The 16,470-nt window shown below is 67.0% G+C and carries 15 protein-coding genes; 11 read left to right on the top strand and 4 right to left on the bottom strand.

Annotated elements, in window-relative coordinates:
• From ACIKT0_RS04980 to nhaA, 3 genes are all read left to right on the top strand, one after another.
• Positions 1-350 (top strand): TRAP transporter large permease subunit (locus ACIKT0_RS04980; RefSeq protein ID WP_407104277.1); only part of this gene is annotated, 350 nt, incomplete at its 5' end.
• Positions 351-574: 224 nt separating this feature from the next.
• Positions 575-1,906 carry a cation:proton antiporter gene (locus tag ACIKT0_RS04985; protein WP_407104278.1) on the top strand — a complete coding sequence of 444 codons (1,332 nt, stop codon included), beginning with the start codon at positions 575-577 and terminating at the stop codon, positions 1,904-1,906.
• Between the two features lie 138 nt (positions 1,907-2,044).
• On the top strand, positions 2,045-3,244 hold the full coding sequence (gene nhaA / locus ACIKT0_RS04990) for a Na+/H+ antiporter NhaA (protein ID WP_407104279.1): 1,200 nt from the start codon (positions 2,045-2,047) through the stop codon (positions 3,242-3,244).
• Positions 3,245-3,307: 63 nt separating this feature from the next.
• Here nhaA and ACIKT0_RS04995 read toward each other — a convergent pair whose 3' ends face one another.
• The 3 genes from ACIKT0_RS04995 to ACIKT0_RS05005 all read right to left on the bottom strand — a co-directional run bounded on the left by ACIKT0_RS04995 (position 3,308) and on the right by ACIKT0_RS05005 (position 7,910).
• The gene (locus ACIKT0_RS04995) at positions 3,308-3,520 is read right to left on the bottom strand and encodes a hypothetical protein (RefSeq protein WP_407104280.1); all 213 of its coding nucleotides are present in this window, start codon (positions 3,518-3,520) and stop codon (positions 3,308-3,310) included.
• Positions 3,521-3,622: 102 nt separating this feature from the next.
• Positions 3,623-4,537 carry a response regulator gene (locus tag ACIKT0_RS05000; RefSeq protein WP_407104281.1) on the bottom strand — a complete coding sequence of 305 codons (915 nt, stop codon included), beginning with the start codon at positions 4,535-4,537 and terminating at the stop codon, positions 3,623-3,625.
• The gene (locus ACIKT0_RS05005) at positions 4,530-7,910 is read right to left on the bottom strand and encodes a hybrid sensor histidine kinase/response regulator (protein WP_407104282.1); all 3,381 of its coding nucleotides are present in this window, start codon (positions 7,908-7,910) and stop codon (positions 4,530-4,532) included. The genes ACIKT0_RS05000 and ACIKT0_RS05005 overlap by 8 nt, the downstream gene beginning before the upstream one ends.
• Before the next feature lie 268 nt (positions 7,911-8,178).
• Here ACIKT0_RS05005 and urtA point away from each other — a divergent pair, with 268 nt between their 5' ends.
• The 8 genes from urtA (at position 8,179) to ACIKT0_RS05045 (ending at position 16,093) form a co-directional block, all read left to right on the top strand.
• Positions 8,179-9,438 (top strand): urea ABC transporter substrate-binding protein, encoded by a 1,260-nt coding sequence (urtA, locus tag ACIKT0_RS05010; RefSeq protein ID WP_183395931.1) that lies wholly within the window; start codon positions 8,179-8,181, stop codon positions 9,436-9,438.
• Between the two features lie 275 nt (positions 9,439-9,713).
• Positions 9,714-10,640 carry an urea ABC transporter permease subunit UrtB gene (gene urtB / locus ACIKT0_RS05015; protein ID WP_407104283.1) on the top strand — a complete coding sequence of 309 codons (927 nt, stop codon included), beginning with the start codon at positions 9,714-9,716 and terminating at the stop codon, positions 10,638-10,640.
• A 13-nt stretch (positions 10,641-10,653) separates the two neighbouring features.
• Complete coding sequence (urtC, locus tag ACIKT0_RS05020; RefSeq protein WP_407104284.1) at positions 10,654-11,799, top strand: urea ABC transporter permease subunit UrtC; 1,146 nt, start codon at positions 10,654-10,656, stop codon at positions 11,797-11,799.
• A gap of 10 nt (positions 11,800-11,809) precedes the next feature.
• Positions 11,810-12,568, top strand: a complete 759-nt coding sequence (urtD, locus tag ACIKT0_RS05025; RefSeq protein ID WP_407104285.1) for an urea ABC transporter ATP-binding protein UrtD — start codon at positions 11,810-11,812, stop codon at positions 12,566-12,568.
• 163 nt (positions 12,569-12,731) lie between these two features.
• Positions 12,732-13,421, top strand: coding sequence for an urea ABC transporter ATP-binding subunit UrtE (gene urtE, locus ACIKT0_RS05030; protein ID WP_407104286.1), 690 nt, complete (start codon positions 12,732-12,734; stop codon positions 13,419-13,421).
• Positions 13,422-13,432: 11 nt separating this feature from the next.
• Positions 13,433-14,449 carry an alpha/beta fold hydrolase gene (locus ACIKT0_RS05035; protein ID WP_407104287.1) on the top strand — a complete coding sequence of 339 codons (1,017 nt, stop codon included), beginning with the start codon at positions 13,433-13,435 and terminating at the stop codon, positions 14,447-14,449.
• Positions 14,450-14,484: 35 nt separating this feature from the next.
• The gene (gene fmdA, locus ACIKT0_RS05040) at positions 14,485-15,714 is read left to right on the top strand and encodes a formamidase (RefSeq protein WP_407104288.1); all 1,230 of its coding nucleotides are present in this window, start codon (positions 14,485-14,487) and stop codon (positions 15,712-15,714) included.
• Positions 15,715-15,775: 61 nt separating this feature from the next.
• The gene (locus tag ACIKT0_RS05045; RefSeq protein ID WP_407104289.1) at positions 15,776-16,093 is read left to right on the top strand and encodes an FmdB family zinc ribbon protein; all 318 of its coding nucleotides are present in this window, start codon (positions 15,776-15,778) and stop codon (positions 16,091-16,093) included.
• Positions 16,094-16,115: 22 nt separating this feature from the next.
• Here ACIKT0_RS05045 and ACIKT0_RS05050 read toward each other — a convergent pair.
• The coding region (locus ACIKT0_RS05050) for a carboxymuconolactone decarboxylase family protein (RefSeq protein WP_407104290.1) at positions 16,116-16,470 on the bottom strand (355 nt) is incomplete at its 5' end.

Genomic DNA, 16,470 nt, shown 5'->3' on the forward strand with positions numbered 1-16,470 from the left:
CCGGCATGCTGCTGTTCATGCTGGCGATCATCTTCGTGCTCGGCTTCTTCATCGAGTGGATCGAGATCAGCTACATCGTCGTGCCGATGTTCCTGCCCTTGATGCTCGCGGACGGCGTCAACGTCGTGTGGGCCGCGTCGCTGATCGCGGTGGTGCTGCAGACCTCGTTCCTGACGCCGCCATTCGGCTGGGCGTTGTTCTACCTGCGGGGCGTGGCGCCGCCCGAGGTCTCGACGCTCGACATCTACAAGGGCGTCGTGCCGTTCATCGCGCTGCAGCTCATCGCGCTGGCGCTGGTGTTCAGCTTCCCCGGCATCGCGACCTGGCTGCCGACCGCAATCGGATGGTGAAAGCGACGATCGAATACGACGAACGACGAGACCGGTCTCCGGCCGACTGCGACCTGACCTCGTCGCAGTCGTTATCCGAGGCGACCCGCTAGCCGCCCCGGTCCGCCGCGGCGCGGTGGTCCAGACCTGTGGGAGCGATGCTGTCGGGATCGCTCCCACAGGTCGTCGCGCCGGCCAGCCACATTATTGATCGGATCGATCGGCCCCCGGGCCCGTTGGGAGACATGGGCCTTCCCGACGCATGGCTTCCGGATCTCTACATCGTCGCCCTGACCGGCGCAGGGCTGCTCATCGCGTTGGTGGTCTGGCTTCCGGTGGCGCTGCGGCGCCTCCCGCTGACCCTGCCGATCGTCTGCGTCGCCATCGGGGCCGCCCTGTTCGCGCTTCCCCAGGTGGGCTTCCACCCGCTGCCGACGCGCTATCCCGAGCTCACCGAGCGGCTCTCCGAGTTCGTCGTCATCATCGCGCTGATGGGCGCCGGTCTGAAGATCGACCGCGTGTTCGGCTTCCGCCGATGGTCGGTCGCGCTCAGGCTCATCGCGATCACGATGCCGCTGAGCATCGGGGCCATCACGCTGATCGGCGGATGGTGGCTCGGCCTTTCATGGACCATGGCGCTCTTGCTCGGGGCGTCCCTAGCTCCGACCGACCCTGTGCTCGCGTCCGACGTGCAGGTCGGTCCTCCAAAGACCCATGACGAAGACGAGGTGCGCTTCGGGCTCACCGCGGAGGCCGGCATGAACGACGGCTTCGCCTTCCCGTTCGTGCACCTCGCGATCGCGCTCGCCGCCTCGGCCGCGACCGGCGAGCCGTGGCTGGCGGAGTGGTTCACGGTGAACGTGCTGTGGGAGATCGGCGTCGGCATCGGGGCCGGCTACGCGATCGGGCGCGCGTTCGGATGGCTGACGTTCCATGTGCCGGCCGAGACCAAGCTGGCGAAGGCCGGAGACGGTCTCATCGCCCTGTCGGCCACGTTCGTGTCCTATGGCCTGACCGAGATCATCCACTGCTACGGCTTCCTCGCCGTGTTCGTGACGGCGCTGACGTTCCGGCACGCCCACCGGGATCACGAGCTCCACGTCGGCATGCACGAACTGTCCGAGCAGGTCGAACGGCTCGCCATGATGGCGCTGTTGCTGCTGTTCGGCGGCGCGCTTGTCAGCGGGCTGCTGGCGCCCCTGCAATGGGTCGACGCCGCGGCGGCGATCCTGATCCTTTTCGTGGTGCGGCCGATCGCGGGGCTGCTCGGGCTCCTTGGGCACCAGGCCAACTGGCGAGAGCGGCTGACGCTCGCGTTCTTCGGCATCCGAGGCGTCGGGTCGATCTACTACCTGGCCTACGGCCTCAACCATATGCCCGCGGCCGGCGCCGAACGCCTCTGGGCCACGGTCGGCCTGGTGATCCTGATGTCGATCCTGATCCACGGCCTCACGGTCACGCCGATCATGAGAAAGCTCGACCGGGTCCAAGGGAGAGACCCCGACCTCGATGACGATGATGACGACGCCGGCGGCGCCGGGGAATCCGAGGCCCCCGCCAAGGCGGCGCCGGCTTGAGGCGGCGTCCCGTCGAGGCGATCTGGCGCTGTCGGAGGTGAACTCCCCCTGAATCTCTTGCGCAGTCGTGATGCCAGCTTGGTTGACCCGAGGGTCACGGGCTCATTTATGGGGGCGAACCCTCCCAAACGAGCCGCCATGACCCTCGCCCCGCTGCGCCGTCCCATCTCCATGCTCCGCGCCTTCCTCGACAGCGAGGCCTCGGGCGGCATCGTGCTGATGGCGGCCGCAGCCGCGGCTCTCGTCGTTGCGAACTCGCCGCTCGGCGCGACCTACGAGGCGGTCCTCCACGCCTATCTCGGCCCCCTGAGCGTGGCGCACTGGATCAACGACGGCCTGATGGCGGTGTTCTTCCTGCTCGTCGGGCTAGAGATCAAGCGCGAGATGCTCGACGGCCAGCTCTCGACCTGGTCGCGGCGGACCTTGCCGGGGGTCGCCGCGCTGGGCGGCATGGTGGTCCCCGCGCTGATCTACGCCGCGTTCAACTGGAACGACCCCACCACGCTGCGCGGCTGGGCGATCCCGGCCGCGACCGACATCGCCTTCGCGCTCGGCGTGCTGTCGCTGCTCGGCGACCGGGTGCCGACGTCGCTCAAGATCTTCCTGACGGCGCTCGCCATCATCGACGACCTCGGGGCGGTGATCATCATCGCGCTGTTCTACACCGCGGAGCTCTCGGGCTGGGATCTCGCCGGCGCGGCCGCAGTGGTCGCCGTCCTGATCGTCCTGAACAGGCGCGGCGTCACCTCGCTCACCCCGTATCTGCTGCTCGGCGCCGTCCTCTGGGTGCTGGTGCTGCGCTCCGGCGTGCACGCCACGCTCGCAGGCGTCGCGCTGGCCCTGACGATCCCGCTCAAGCCGACGCCGGGCCAGGTCGACGACATGGAGCACTCGCCGCTCCACCGGCTCGAGCATGCCCTGCACGGCTTCGTGCCCTTCGTGGTGATCCCGATCTTCGGCTTCGCCAATGCTGGGGTGTCGTTCGCCGGAATGACGGCGGACGCCCTCACCGACCGCCTGACGCTTGGCGTCGCGCTCGGGCTTCTGCTCGGCAAGCTGATCGGCGTGTTCGGCAGCGCGACGCTGGCGATCAAGCTCGGCTTCGCCGACCTGCCGGCGCGGGCGAGCTGGCCTCAGCTCCTCGGCGTTTCGATGCTGTGCGGCATCGGCTTCACGATGAGCCTGTTCATCGGCCTTCTGGCGTTCGCCGACGACATAGCGCTCCAGAACGAGGTGAAGGTTGGGATCCTGCTGGGATCGCTGACCGCGGGAGCGATCGGCTGGCTGATCCTGCGCTTCGCCAGGCCGGAGCAGATTCCGGTCACGCGAAGCGCCTGACAGCGAACAGCGGAGGGCCGCCGCGACGTCCGACGGCCCAAGACTGAGGCTGCGCCTCCATGATCAGTCCTCGGGAGAGCTCTCTTCGGCGAGCTCGGAGGGCTCTTCTTTCTCGAGGATCGCCAAGGCGGCGTAGGCGTTGACCAGCGGAGAAACATCGGCGCCGAACTGGTGCGCCTCGAAGCCTCGGCCGGCGTGCTTCGCGTGCGCTTCGCTCAGGGCTGCAAGCACGATGCTGCGGGCTTGAGCGATCGACTCCGCGTCAGGGATTTTCATCGCAAGCCTCCTGGGTTTGTCTGCATGCGCCGGCGGACAGTTAGGGCGGCTCCACCCGCGCACCACGCCAGTCCGCGCGCTTACCGCCTCAGGGCGCGGCGCTCACGTCATGTGCCTGACCGCGATCGCCGCGGCGGCGGCGCGGTTCTCGACGCCGAGCTTCACGTAGATCTGCTCGAGATGCTTGTTCACGGTGCGTGGGCTCATGCCCAGAATGTCGCCGATGTCACGGTTGGACTTGCCCCGCGCGATCCACAGCAGCACCTCGGATTCGCGCAGGGTGACGCCGAGCTTCTCGCGGAACACGGAAATCTGCTCGGCGACGCTTTCCTCCGTCACCCTGAGCAGCACCTCGTCGCGGTCGGCGCGGCCCACAAAGGCGATCGAAAGCGTGCGGCCGGCGGGCTCGAGCTTCAGCGTCATCGCATTCTGGTCGGGACGGCCCTCCTGGCGGTTCTCCAGCCAGCGCGCGACCGCTTCCGGCAGAACGGGCTCGCCGCCGCCCTCTGGCGAGGCGAGCGCCAGGAGCCGGCTCGCCTGCGGCGTCGACCACAGAAGCCGACCCGAGACGCTCGCGGCGAACAGGTAGCGCCCTGTGGTGTCGAGCGCCGCGCGGGCGCTGCGGGAACGCCGCGCATTTCCGATGTGGACGCGGATGCGCGCGAACAGCTCGTCGAGGACGATCGGCTTGGTGACGTAGTCGACGCCGCCGGCCTCCAGCCCCTCGACGATCCGGTCGGTCTCCTTCAGGCCGGTCATGAAGATGATCGGCACGTCGGCGAGCGCGGGCATCCGCTTCAGCCGGCGGCAAGTCTCGAAGCCGTCGAGCCCAGGCATGACGGCGTCCAGCAGGATGAGGTCGGGGGCGACGCGCTGCACGGAAGCGAGCGCGCTTTCGCCGTCCGGCGCGACCAGCACCACGGCGCCGGTCGGCTCGATCGCGGCGGTCAGCATCGCCAGCGTGTCCGGGCTGTCGTCGACGACGAGAACGACCGTGCGGGCGTCGGCGCTATTCATCGCCCGCTCCGCGGTTCTGCGGCTCGCGCAGCAGCGCCATGTAGCCGCGCATGTCGAAGGCCTGAATGCGCTCGAGCGCCGCAGCCACGAAAGGCGAACAGCCCGCTTCCGCCTCCTCGAGTTCGGCGAGCTTCGCTTCGATGCCGCTGACATAGCCGATCTCGCCGAGGCGGATGAGCTCCTCGATCTGGGCGGGGCTCGGGCGGCGCTCCGGCGCCTCCGACCTCCGCGCCTCCGGGGTCGGCGTCGCGGCGCCCTCCACGACGTAATCGAGGCCGAGCAGAGCCCCCACCCGCTCCACGAGCGCCGCCAGATCGACGGGCTTCGCGAGTTCGCCGTCATGGGGGGGCTCGCCAGCAGGCTTGGCGGCCGGGTCGCCAAGAGTGGCGGACATCATCAGGATCCGCGCCGTGGCGCCCGCCTCCCGCAGCCGCCGCGCGACCTCCCAGCCCGACAGGCCAGGCATGGAGACGTCGAGAAGGATGAGGTCCGGCGGGATCGCCGCGGCCTCCGCAAGCGCGGCTTCGCCGTCGGCGACCGCCGCCACCATGATGCCGAGCGGCTCGAGCGCCTCCCTCATCAGCTCGCGATGGTCGGCGTCGTCATCCACGATGAGCGCCAGGCGGCGCGCGCCGCGATAGCCGATCACGCGCGCGGCGGGATCGCGCGGCCGGCGGGCGGACGGGACGTCGGGCAGCATCAGGCGGACGCGGAACACGCTTCCCTCGCCAAGCCGGCTGGAAACCGAAATCTCCCCTCCCATGATCTCCACCAGCAACTTGGTGATCGTCAGCCCGAGACCCATGCCGGGTTGCGTGAGGGCGCGCGCCGCGCCTCCCCGCTCGAAGGGCTCGAAGATCCGGCCGAGGTCCTCCGGCCGCACGCCGAGGCCGGTGTCGCGCACCTCGAACTCGGCGGTCTGGCTGCGGTAGCGGACCGCGAGCGTGATCGATCCCGCCTCGGTGAACTTCACCGCGTTCGACAGCAGGTTGATCAGCACCTGCCGCAGGCGCTTGCCGTCGGCGCGCACCACGGCCGGGAGCGTCGCCGCGCCTTCCAGCGAAAAGCGCAGTCCCTTCGCGTTCGCCTGAAGCCGGAACATGTCGCCGAGCTGCTCGAGCAGGTCCTGCGTGCGCACCTCGTCGCGGGCGAGCTGCATGCGGCCCGCCTCCACCTTGGCCATGTCGAGCAGGCCGTCGATCAGACCCGACAGATGCTCGGCGGAGCGGCGGATGACCCGGAGCCCCTTGCGGGCGCGAGCGGGCATGCTGTCGTCGGAATCGAGCAGCTGAGCGTAGCCCATGACAGCGTTGAGGGGGGTCCGCAGCTCGTGGTTCACGCCCACGACGTAGCGGCTCTTCGCCAGGTTCGCGGCTTCGGCGGCCTCCTTGGCGCGCTGGAGCGCGGCGTCCGTCCGCCTGTGCGCCTCGATCTCACGCATCAGCAAGGCGGTCTGCCGCTGCGACTCGTCCTGGGCGATCTCCCGGCTTTCATGCGCGAGCACGAACACCCAGGCCGCGACAGCCGCGATGATCGCCACGATCAGGAACACCGCAGAGAGAGCGCCCGCGACCGCCGCGCCCTCCGCCGGCGCCTGCGTCGCGGCGAGGAAGTGCACGAGGAGCAGCACGAAACCGAGCACGCCGCACAGCGTGAGGAACACGCCGAAGAAGTGTCCGGTCCGTGTGTTCAGCCGCGCGACGGACCAGCTCGGCAATATGGCGCCGAGCGACGAGACCAGCTGCGCCTGGTAGCGCGCATGCGGCTTGCAGCCGTCGCGGCAGCGGGCGTCGATCGAGCAGCACAGCGAGCAGATGGGGCCCGAATAGACCGGGCAATGCGCCATGTCCTCCGGCTCGAACTCGTGCTCGCAGACCGAGCAGGCGAGCGACGGCCGCAGGCGCCAGGACGCGCGCGGCTTGCGCGCGAGATAGAACTTGCCGCGGGTTGCGAGCGCGATCAGAGGAGCCGAGACGAACGCGACCAGCAGCGCGACGAACGACGCCAGCGCCTGTGGATAGGGACCAAAAGCGCCGGCGTAGAACGCGGCCGCGGCGGCGGTCGCGATCACCATCGCCCCGACGCCGACCGGATTGACGTCGTAGAGATGCGCGCGCTTGAACTCGATCCGCCGGGGGCTGAGGCCGAGCGGCTTGTTGACGGTGAGGTCGGCGACCAGGGCGCCGACCCACGCGACGGCGACCACCGAGTAGATGCCGAGCGTGTGCTCCAGCGTCTTGTAGATGCCGGCCTCCATAAGGAGCGCCGCGATCACGACGTTGAAGAACACCCAGACGATGCGCCCCGGATGGGCGTGCGTCAGCCGCGAGAAGAAGTTCGACCAGGCGATCGAGCCCGCATAGGCGTTCGTGACGTTGATCTTGAGCTGCGACAGCACCACGAAGACGCCCGTGAGCGCGAGGGCGAGCTGGGGAGACGCGGTCACGTAGCCGAAGGCGACGAGATACATCTGCGTCGGCTCCGCGGCGTGGCTGGCGGGAACGCCGTGCCCGAGCGCTAGCACCACCAGGAACGAGCCGATCAGGATCTTGGCCCCGCCGGGGATGATCCAGCCCGGCCCTCCCATGACCAGCGCAGACCACCAGGCGAGACCGTTCGTCTTCGAGCGCGCCGGCATGAACCGCAGGATGTCGACCTGCTCGCCGATCTGCGCGACGAGCGCGAAGATCACGGCGGAGGCGGCGCCGGCGCCGAGCAGGTTGAGATGCTGGCCGTTCGGCTGCGAGCCCTGGTATCCGGTCCACGCCGCGAAGGCCGCGTCATCCTGCAGCGCGATGAACGCGAAGGGCGCGAGATGGAGGAGCGCCCAGAGCGGCTGGGTCCAGACCTGAAAGCGGCTGATCCAGGTGATGCCGTGCGTCACCACCGGGATCACCACGACTGCGCTGATGATATAGCCAAGAGCAAGCGGCACGCCGAGGCAGAGCTCGAGCGCGAGCGCCATGATGACGGCCTCGATCGCGAAGAAGATGAACGTGAAGGACGCGTAGATCAGCGACGTGATCGTCGAGCCGATATAGCCGAACCCCGCCCCCCGCGTGAGAAGGTCAATGTCGACGCCGTCGCGGGCTGCATAATAGGCGATCGGCAGGCCCGCGAGGAAGATCAGGATGGAGACGACGAGCGTCGCCGCGAGCGCGTTCTCGAAGCCGTAGCTCAGGGTGATCGCGCCGCCGATGGCCTCCAGCGCCAGAAACGACACGGCGCCGAGCGCGGTGTTGCCCACCCGGGCGGCGGACCACCGCCTCGCCTTCTTCGCCGTGAACCGAAGCGCGTAATCCTCGAGCGTCTCGTTCCCGACCCATTGGTTGTAGCTGCGACGCACGGGAACGATGCGGAGGCGGTTCCTCATGAACCTTGCGCCTCCCACGAACCTTCGCCACGCGTCTTGCGGTGCAAAATCGCCCCTCCGCCCGCTTCGTCCCTCCTCACCGCGTGCAAGTTTCCTGCCGTTCCGGCGATCCCGCTAACCACATGATCCGAAGGATCGCGCAGGCGGCGCCACGCTAAGCGGCGACAATCGCGCGGCGTATACGTCAACCGACGTATATGCTGCATCGCAAAACACAGGTCAGCCTTCGTCGTGTCGCCCATCGGGGGGCGGAACTGCGGAGGTTTCGATGGCGAGTCAGGACGACAGGCCTCAATCCGAACTGCGCCGGCGTCTCCTGATGGGGATGGCCGCGGCGCCGCTGGCGGGCTTTCTGCCGAAAGCCGCCTTCGCCCAGACGCCGCCGACCTCGGCGGTCAACACCACCGGCCTTGCGGTGACCGACACGGAAGTCACGGTCGGCATCCTGCACTCGGTCACGGGCACGATGGCGATCTCCGAGACCGGCTCGGTGCAGGCGGAGAAGCTCGCGATCGAGCAGATCAACGCCAGCGGCGGCGTGCTCGGCCGCAAGATCAAGTTCATTCAGGAGGACGGCGCCTCCGACTGGCCGACTTTCGCCGAGAAGGCGAAGAAGCTGCTCGTCAACGACAAGTGCGCCGCCGTCATGGGCTGCTGGACCTCCGCCTCGCGCAAGGCGGTGCTGCCCGTCTTCGAGCAGTATAACGGGATGCTGTACTACCCGACCTTCTACGAAGGCCTCGAGCAGTCGAAGAACGTCATCTACACCGGCCAGGAAGCGACGCAGCAGATCATCGCCGGCCTCGACTGGGTGGTGAAGGAGAAGGGCGCCAAAACCTTCTACCTGCTGGGCTCCGACTACATCTGGCCGCGCACCTCGAACAAGATCGCGCGCAAGCACATCGAGAACTTCCTGAAGGGGACGAAGGTCGTCGGCGAAGAGTACTTCCCGCTCGGCCACACCCAGTTCAACTCCGTCATCAACAAGATCAAGCTGACCAAGCCGGACGTGATCTACGCGATCATCGTAGGCGGCTCGAACGTCGCCTTCTACAAGCAGCTGAAGGCGGCCGGCATCGACATGTCGAAGCAGACGCTGGTCACGATCTCGGTGACGGAAGACGAGATCGACGGCATCGGCGGCGACAACATCGCGGGCGCCTATGCCTGCATGAAGTACTTCCAGTCGCTCGACAACCCGAACAACAAGGAGTTCGTCGCCGCCTTCAAGAAGATGTGGGGCGACAAGACGGTCATCGGCGATGTCACGCAGGCGGCCTATCTGGGGCCCTGGCTGTGGAAACTCACGGTCGAGAAGGCCGGCTCCTTCGACGTCGACAAGGTGGCGGCGGCCTCCGCCGGCATCGAGTTCAACAAGGCGCCGGAAGGCTACGTGAAGATCCACGACAACCACCACCTCTGGTCCAAGACCCGCGTCGGGCTCGCCCAGAAGGATGGTCAGTTCAAGGTGGTCTACGAGAGCCCGGACCTGATCGAACCGAACCCGTTCCCGAAGGGCTACCAGTGATCGGCTGAGGCCGACGGCGCCCGGAGACCCGGCCGCCCACGACAAGCGTCATCCCGGCCGAGCGGCGCGAGCGCCGGGATCGTTCTCAGAGGTGAAGCACCGTCATGGTCCGGCTTGACCGGACCATCCACGCCGGGCGTCGAGTTCGACGCGAAACGTGGGTCCTCCGGTCAAGCCGGAGGACGACGGCGGCTCCTTCAGAAGACGATCCCGGCTCGGCGGCTCCGCCGCCCCGGGAAGACGGCGAAGCCCCGAAGCTCCTCCCGGAGACGCACATGTTCGGCGAATACTCTCTCGGCGATCTCGGCTCGATCTTCGCGATGCAGGGTTTCGCGGGGCTGATCCTGTTCTCGGTCTACCTGCTGATGGCTCTCGGCCTGGCGATCATCTTCGGCCAGATGGGCGTCATCAACATGGCCCATGGCGAGTTCATGATCCTCGGCGCCTATGTCACCTGGCTTACGGCCGAGTTCTTCACCAGCCATCTGCCTGAGCTGTTTTCGATCTACTTCTTCGTCGCGATGGCGCTCGCGTTCTGCGCGGCCGGCGCGCTCGGCATGCTCGTCGAATGGGCGCTGATCAGACGGCTGTACAAGCGGCCGCTCGACACGCTGCTCGCGACCTGGGGCCTCAGCCTCATCCTGCAGCAGGTCTACCGCTCTGTGTTCGGCCCGCGCGAGGTCGGCGTCACGCTTCCCGACTGGATGATGGGCTCGCTGCCGATCACGGACGTGATCGAGGTGCAGATCAACGGCCTGTTCGTGATGGGACTGACCGTCATCATCACGATCGCGGTCTTCCTGATGATCTTCCATTCGCGCTTCGGCCAGCAGGTCCGCGCCGTCGTGCAGAACCGGCAGATGGCCGGCGCGGTCGGCATCGACACCGAAAAGGTCGACCGCCTGACATTCGGCCTCGGCTGCGGGATCGCCGGCGTCGCCGGCTCCGCCTTCACCATGGTCGGGTCCACGGGGCCGACCGCCGGCCAGCTCTACATCGTGGACACCTTCCTGATCGTCGTGTTCGGCGGCGCGGCCAGCCTGTTCGGCACCATCGCCTCCGCCTTCACCATCTCCCAGACCCAGTCGACGCTCGAGTTCTTCCTGTCCGGCTCGATGGCCAAGGTCATCACCCTGCTGACGGTCGTCGCGATCCTGATGCTGCGGCCGCAGGGCCTCTTCACCCTCAAAGTGCGGCGCTGAGGAGCACACGACGATGAAGCGCGCTCCCACCTTCATGGACCGCAAGGACCTGCTGGCGCTCGCGGCCGTCGCCGCGATCCTGCTGATCCTGTTCCCCGTCTTGCTGGACGGCTTCCGGCTGAACCTCGTCGGCAAGTATCTGACCTACGCCTTCGTGGCGGTCGGCCTGGTGCTGTGCTGGGGCTATGGCGGCATCCTCTCGCTTGGCCAGGGCGTGTTCTTCGCCCTCGGCGGATACGGCATGGCGATGTACCTCAAGCTCGAGGCCTCGTCGGTCGAGAACACCAAGATCCAGTCGACGCCCGGCATCCCGGACTTCATGGACTGGAACCAGATCACCGAGCTGCCCCTGTTCTGGCAGCCCTTCCACTCGTTTCCCCTCACGCTGATCCTCATCGTTCTGGCGCCGGCGCTGTTCGCCTTCGTGATCGGCTCGGCGATGTTCAAGCGGCGGGTGTCGGGCGTCTATTTCGCGATCATCACCCAGGCGCTGGCCGCCATCGCCACCATCCTGATCATCGGCCAGCAGGGCTACACCGGCGGCGTCAACGGCATCACCGACCTCAGGACGCTGCACGGCTGGGACATCCGCACCGACCAAGCGAAGTTCATCCTCTACTTCGTCAACGCCGCGCTTCTGCTCGGCGTCGTGGTGGCGGCCATGTTCGTGCGCGACTCCAAGCTCGGCCGCATCCTGGTCGCCATGCGGGACAAGGAGGACCGGGTGAGGTTCTCCGGGTACTCGGTCGCCAACTTCCAGATCTTCGTGTTCTGCCTCGCCGCCGTGTTCGCCGCGATCGGCGGGGCGATGTTCACCCTGCAGGTCGGCTTCATGTCGCCATCTCTCGTGGGCATCGTGCCGTCGATCGAGATGGTGATCTTCACGGCGGTCGGCGGGCGGCTGTCGATCCTCGGAGCGATCTACGGGACGCTCGCGGTGAACTTCGCGAAGACGAGCCTCTCGGAGAGCTTTCCCGAACTCTGGCTGCTCGGCCTCGGCGGCCTGTTCATCGCCGTGGTGGCGGTCTTCCCCAACGGGCTCGCCGGTCTCTGGCGAGACTACGCGCAGCCCTTCATCGACAAGGCCCTGAAGCTCCGCAGCGTCGATCCGGCGGACCCCGGCGCCGAAGTCGCCAAACAGGCCGCGGCCGCCGAGTGAGGATGAAGCGATGACCCCGATCGGCGCGCAACCCACGCCCTTCCTGCTCTCGGTAGAAGGTCTCACGGTCTCGTTCGACGGTTTCAAAGCCGTCAACGACCTCTCCTTCTACGTCGACGAGAACGAGATCCGCGTGATCATCGGCCCGAACGGCGCGGGCAAGACCACGGTGCTCGACCTCATCTGTGGGAAGACCAAGGCCACGGCAGGTTCGATCACCTTCCGCGACAAGGAACTGACGCGGATGAGCGAGAGCCAGATCGTGCTCGCCGGCGTCGGCCGCAAGTTCCAGACGCCGTCGATCTATGAGGACCTCACGGTCTTCGAGAACCTAGAGATCTCCTATCCCAGGGGCCGGTCCGTCTGGGGCGCGCTCACCTTCAAGCGCGACGCCGCGGTGCGCGAGCGGGTGGCGGAGATCGCGGAGATCATCTTCCTCAAGGACAGGCTTCACGAACGGGGCGCCTTTCTCAGCCACGGTCAGAAGCAATGGCTAGAGATCGGCATGCTGCTGATCCAGGAGCCCGACCTGCTGATGCTGGACGAGCCGGTCGCCGGCATGAGCGTCTCGGAACGCCTCAAGACCGCCGAACTGCTCCGCACCATCATCAAGGATCGGTCGGTGCTGGTGATCGAGCACGACATGAAGTTCGTCGAGGACATCGCGCACAAGGTGACGGTGCTCCATCAGGGCCGGATCCTGTCCGAAGGCTCGATGGAGAAGGTGCAGTCCGACCCGAAGGTCATCGAAGTCTATCTCGGCCACTGAGAGGGAAAGCGATGATGTGGTCCGCGCTCTCCGCCCGTCATGCCCGGCGGCAGCCGGGCATCCACGGCTTGCCAGGAGCCTCGAGCTCTACGCCGAAGTCGTGGATGCCCGCAAAGGCGCGCATGACGGCTTCTCTTCCCCTGCCAGGCTCTGGAGCCGCGTGATGCTCGACGTCGAGAACCTGCACGTCGCCTACGGCCAGAGCGAAGTGCTCCATGGGATGAGCTTCGCGGTCGCGACCAACGAGATCGTCGCGATCATGGGGCGCAACGGCATGGGCAAGACGACGCTCATGAAGACCATGATGGGCATCCTGCCATCCACCGCCGGTTCGATCCGCCTGCGCGGCGAAGACATCGGCGGCCTGAAGAGCCATCAGCGCGTGCGGAAAGGCGTCGCCTACGTGCCGCAAGGCCGCATGGTGTTCTCCACCATGACGGTGAAGGAGAACATCGAGACCGGCCTCACCGCTTCCGGCGACCGCAAGGTCCCCGACGACATCTATGAGCTCTTCCCCGTCCTCCTCGAGATGAAGGGGCGGCGCGCCGGGAATCTCTCCGGCGGCCAGCAGCAACAGCTCGCGATCGCCCGCGCGCTCGCCACGAAGCCCAAGGTGCTGCTGCTCGACGAGCCGACCGAGGGAATCCAGCCCTCGATCATTCGCGAGATGGCGCGGACTCTCCGCCGTATCCGCGACGAGCGCGGCCTGTCGATCGTCGTGTCCGAGCAGGTGCTGAGCTTCGCTCTGGATGTCGCCGACCGGGTGCTGGTCGTCGAGAACGGCGAGATCGTGCACGACGAGCCGCGCGCCGCCCTCAACGAGGCGAAGGTCGCCAGATACCTGTCGGTTTGATGGAGCAGATCATGGCGGATTACGAGATCTTCGAACTCGGCGACTTCGTCCTGCAGTGCGGAAAGACGCTTCGTTCCGCCAAGCTGGCCTTCAAGACCTTCGGGACGCTGAGCGCCGCGAAAGACAACGCGATCGTCTATCCCACCTGGTATTCGGGGCAGCACACCGAGAACGAATGGCTGATCGGGCCCGGGAAGGCGCTCGATCCCGAGAAATACTTCATCATCATCCCGAACATGTTCGGGAACGGCCTGTCGTCCTCGCCGAGCAACACGCCGGCGCCCTGGAACGGCCCGCGCTTCCCGAACGTCACCGCCTACGACAACGTCAAGGCGCAGCATCGGCTGGTCACCGAACATTTCGGCATCGAGAAGCTTGTCCTCGTGACCGGCTGGTCGATGGGCGCGCTGCAGACCTACCATTGGGGCGCGCTTTATCCGGACATGGTTCCGCGGATCCTGCCGTTCCAGGGATCCGCCAAATGCTCCCGCCACAACTTCGTCTTCCTCGAAGGCGCCAAGGCGGCGCTGCAGGCGGACGCCGCCTACAAGGACGGCTGGTACGACAGCCCGCCCTATAAGGGCCTTCGCGCCTTCGGCCGCGTCTATGCCGGCTGGGGCCTGTCGCAGACCTTCTACCGCATCGAGGCCGACATCACCCATATGGGCTACGCCTCGCTTGAGGACTTCCTCGTCGGGTTCTGGGAAGGCCTGTTCTACGAGCGCGACGCCAACAACCTGCTGGCGATGCTGTGGACCTGGCAGAACGGCGACATCAGCGCCAACGACACCTTCAAGGGCGACTTCAAGGCGGCTCTGGGCGCCATCCGGGCGAAGGCGATCCTGATGCCGGCCTCCACCGACCTCTACTTCCCGCCCGAGGACAACGCGATCGAGGCGGCGGCGATGCCGAACGCCGAACTGCGCACGATCGACACCTGGTGGGGCCATTTCGCCGGCGGCCCAGGCACGAGCCCCGACGACATCAAGATCCTCGACGACGCGCTCAAGGAATTGCTCGCGAGCTAACGGCCTCGTTTCAAAACTTTCGGAGGGAGAGAGACATGACCGAGACGCTGATCAAGGTCGACCTGACCCAGTCGGCCTATGAAAACGACATGGTGCACAATCGCTGGCACCCTGACATCCCGATGGTGGCGTGGGTGAAGCCTGGCGACGACTTCATCGTCGAGACCTATGACTGGACCGGCGGGTTCATCAAGAACAACGACGACGCCTCCGACGTCCGCGACATCGACCTCACGATCGTCCACTTCCTCTCCGGCCCCATCGGCGTCGAGGGCGCGGAGCCGGGCGACCTGCTGGTGGTCGACCTGCTGGACATCGGCGCGAAGGCCGAGAGCCAGTGGGGCTTCAACGGCTTCTTCTCGAAGCAGAACGGCGGAGGCTTCCTCACCGAGCACTTCCCGCAGGCCCAAAAGTCGATCTGGGACTTCGAGGGCATGTTCACCCGGTCGCGCCATATCCCGGGCGTTCGCTTCCCCGGCCTGATCCATCCCGGCCTGATCGGCTGCCTGCCGGACCCGAAGCTGCTCAAGACCTGGAACGACCGCGAGATCCCGTTCGTCGAGAAGCACAAGGACCGCGTGCCGGCAGTGGGCACCGTGCCGTTCGCGCCGACGGCTCACATGGGCCGGCTGCATGGCGAGGCGAAGGACAAGGCGGCGGCCGAGGCCGTCCGCACGGTGCCGCCGCGCGAGCATGGCGGCAATTGCGACATCAAGGATCTGTCGCGCGGCTCGAAGATCTACTTCCCCGTCTATGTCGACGGCGGCGGCCTCTCGATGGGCGACCTGCATTTCAGCCAGGGCGACGGCGAGATCACCTTCTGCGGCGCGATCGAGATGGCCGGCTGGGTGCATCTCAAGGTCGAGATCATCAAGGACGGCATGTCGAAGTACGGGATCAAGAACCCGATCTTCAAGCCCTCGGTGATCACGCCCAAATATGACGACTACCTGATCTTCGAGGGCATCTCGGTCGACGAGGCCGGCCAGCAGCATTACCTCGACGTGCATGTCGCCTACCGGCAGGCCTGCCTCAACGCGATCGAGTACCTGAAGAAGTTCGGGTATTCGGGCGCGCAGGCCTATTCGATCCTCGGCACGGCCCCCGTCCAGGGGCACATCTCCGGCGTCGTCGACATCCCCAACGCCTGCGCGACGCTGTGGCTGCCGACCAAGATCTTCGAGTTCGACATCAACCCGAGCGCGGCCGGCCCGACGAAGTTCCTCGACGGCTCGATCGACATGCCGCTCGCGCCTGATCTCTGACAAGCGAAGCGAAGTCTCAGGCGGCCGGGGGCCGCCTGAGACCTGCAGTCCGGAGGACCCGATGCCCGTCTATGACTATTCCTGCGAGGATTGCGGAACGTTCACGGCGTTCCGGCCGATGTCGGCCTTCGACGCGCCCTGCGACTGCCCCGGCTGCGGGGCGGAGGCGCCGCGGGTCTTCCTCAACGCGCCCGCCATCGCCGGGATGGATCCGGCCCGCCGGATCGCCGCCGCCACCAACGAGCGGTCATCCAACGCGCCCCGCAGCTCGAAGAGCCACGGCCCCAGCTGCGGATGCTGCTCCAGCCGGGGGCTGAAGACGCCGTCGTCCGCCGCGAAAAGCTTCCCCTCCGCCCGTCCGTGGATGATCAGCCACTAGCGTTGCTGCGGACCCCGGGCCGTCATTGCGCCCCTGCCCGGCGCCTTTCTTCGAAGAGGCTGGACAGCGCGCCGGCGGCGTCGATCGCGCGCGGAAAGCCTGCGTGGACGGTCGTGAGGTACACGACTTCCTTCAGCTCCTCCTCGGTCACGCCCACATTCAGGGCGTAGCCGGCGTGGACCTTCATGTATGCGGAATGGCCCAGCGCCGCGAACGCCGCGACGGTCGCGATCTGTCTCGTCCGCGCGTCGAGCCCCGGTCGCGCCCAGACCTCGCCGAGCGCGTAGCGCTCCGTCGCGTCGGCCAGGAACGGGAACTCGCGCCGCAAGGCCTCAAGGGCGGGCTGCGGCTGGCCCTTGTTCAGCGACCGGACGACC

Origin of the sequence: Hansschlegelia beijingensis (genome assembly GCF_045505405.1) — a bacterium.
In the GTDB taxonomy this organism is placed as follows: domain Bacteria; phylum Pseudomonadota; class Alphaproteobacteria; order Rhizobiales; family Methylopilaceae; genus Methylopila; species Methylopila beijingensis_A.

Coding starts and splice junctions, on each gene's coding strand:
- urtA (WP_183395931.1), top strand. CDS start 8,179: ATGGCGAGTCAGGACGACAGGCCTCAATCCGAACTGCGCCGGCGTCTC.
- ACIKT0_RS05045 (WP_407104289.1), top strand. CDS start 15,776: ATGCCCGTCTATGACTATTCCTGCGAGGATTGCGGAACGTTCACGGCG.
- urtD (WP_407104285.1), top strand. CDS start 11,810: ATGACCCCGATCGGCGCGCAACCCACGCCCTTCCTGCTCTCGGTAGAA.
- urtC (WP_407104284.1), top strand. CDS start 10,654: ATGAAGCGCGCTCCCACCTTCATGGACCGCAAGGACCTGCTGGCGCTC.
- urtE (WP_407104286.1), top strand. CDS start 12,732: ATGCTCGACGTCGAGAACCTGCACGTCGCCTACGGCCAGAGCGAAGTG.
- ACIKT0_RS05005 (WP_407104282.1), bottom strand. CDS start 7,910: ATGAGGAACCGCCTCCGCATCGTTCCCGTGCGTCGCAGCTACAACCAA.
- nhaA (WP_407104279.1), top strand. CDS start 2,045: ATGACCCTCGCCCCGCTGCGCCGTCCCATCTCCATGCTCCGCGCCTTC.
- urtB (WP_407104283.1), top strand. CDS start 9,714: ATGTTCGGCGAATACTCTCTCGGCGATCTCGGCTCGATCTTCGCGATG.
- fmdA (WP_407104288.1), top strand. CDS start 14,485: ATGACCGAGACGCTGATCAAGGTCGACCTGACCCAGTCGGCCTATGAA.
- ACIKT0_RS04985 (WP_407104278.1), top strand. CDS start 575: ATGGGCCTTCCCGACGCATGGCTTCCGGATCTCTACATCGTCGCCCTG.
- ACIKT0_RS05000 (WP_407104281.1), bottom strand. CDS start 4,537: ATGAATAGCGCCGACGCCCGCACGGTCGTTCTCGTCGTCGACGACAGC.
- ACIKT0_RS04995 (WP_407104280.1), bottom strand. CDS start 3,520: ATGAAAATCCCTGACGCGGAGTCGATCGCTCAAGCCCGCAGCATCGTG.
- ACIKT0_RS05035 (WP_407104287.1), top strand. CDS start 13,433: ATGGCGGATTACGAGATCTTCGAACTCGGCGACTTCGTCCTGCAGTGC.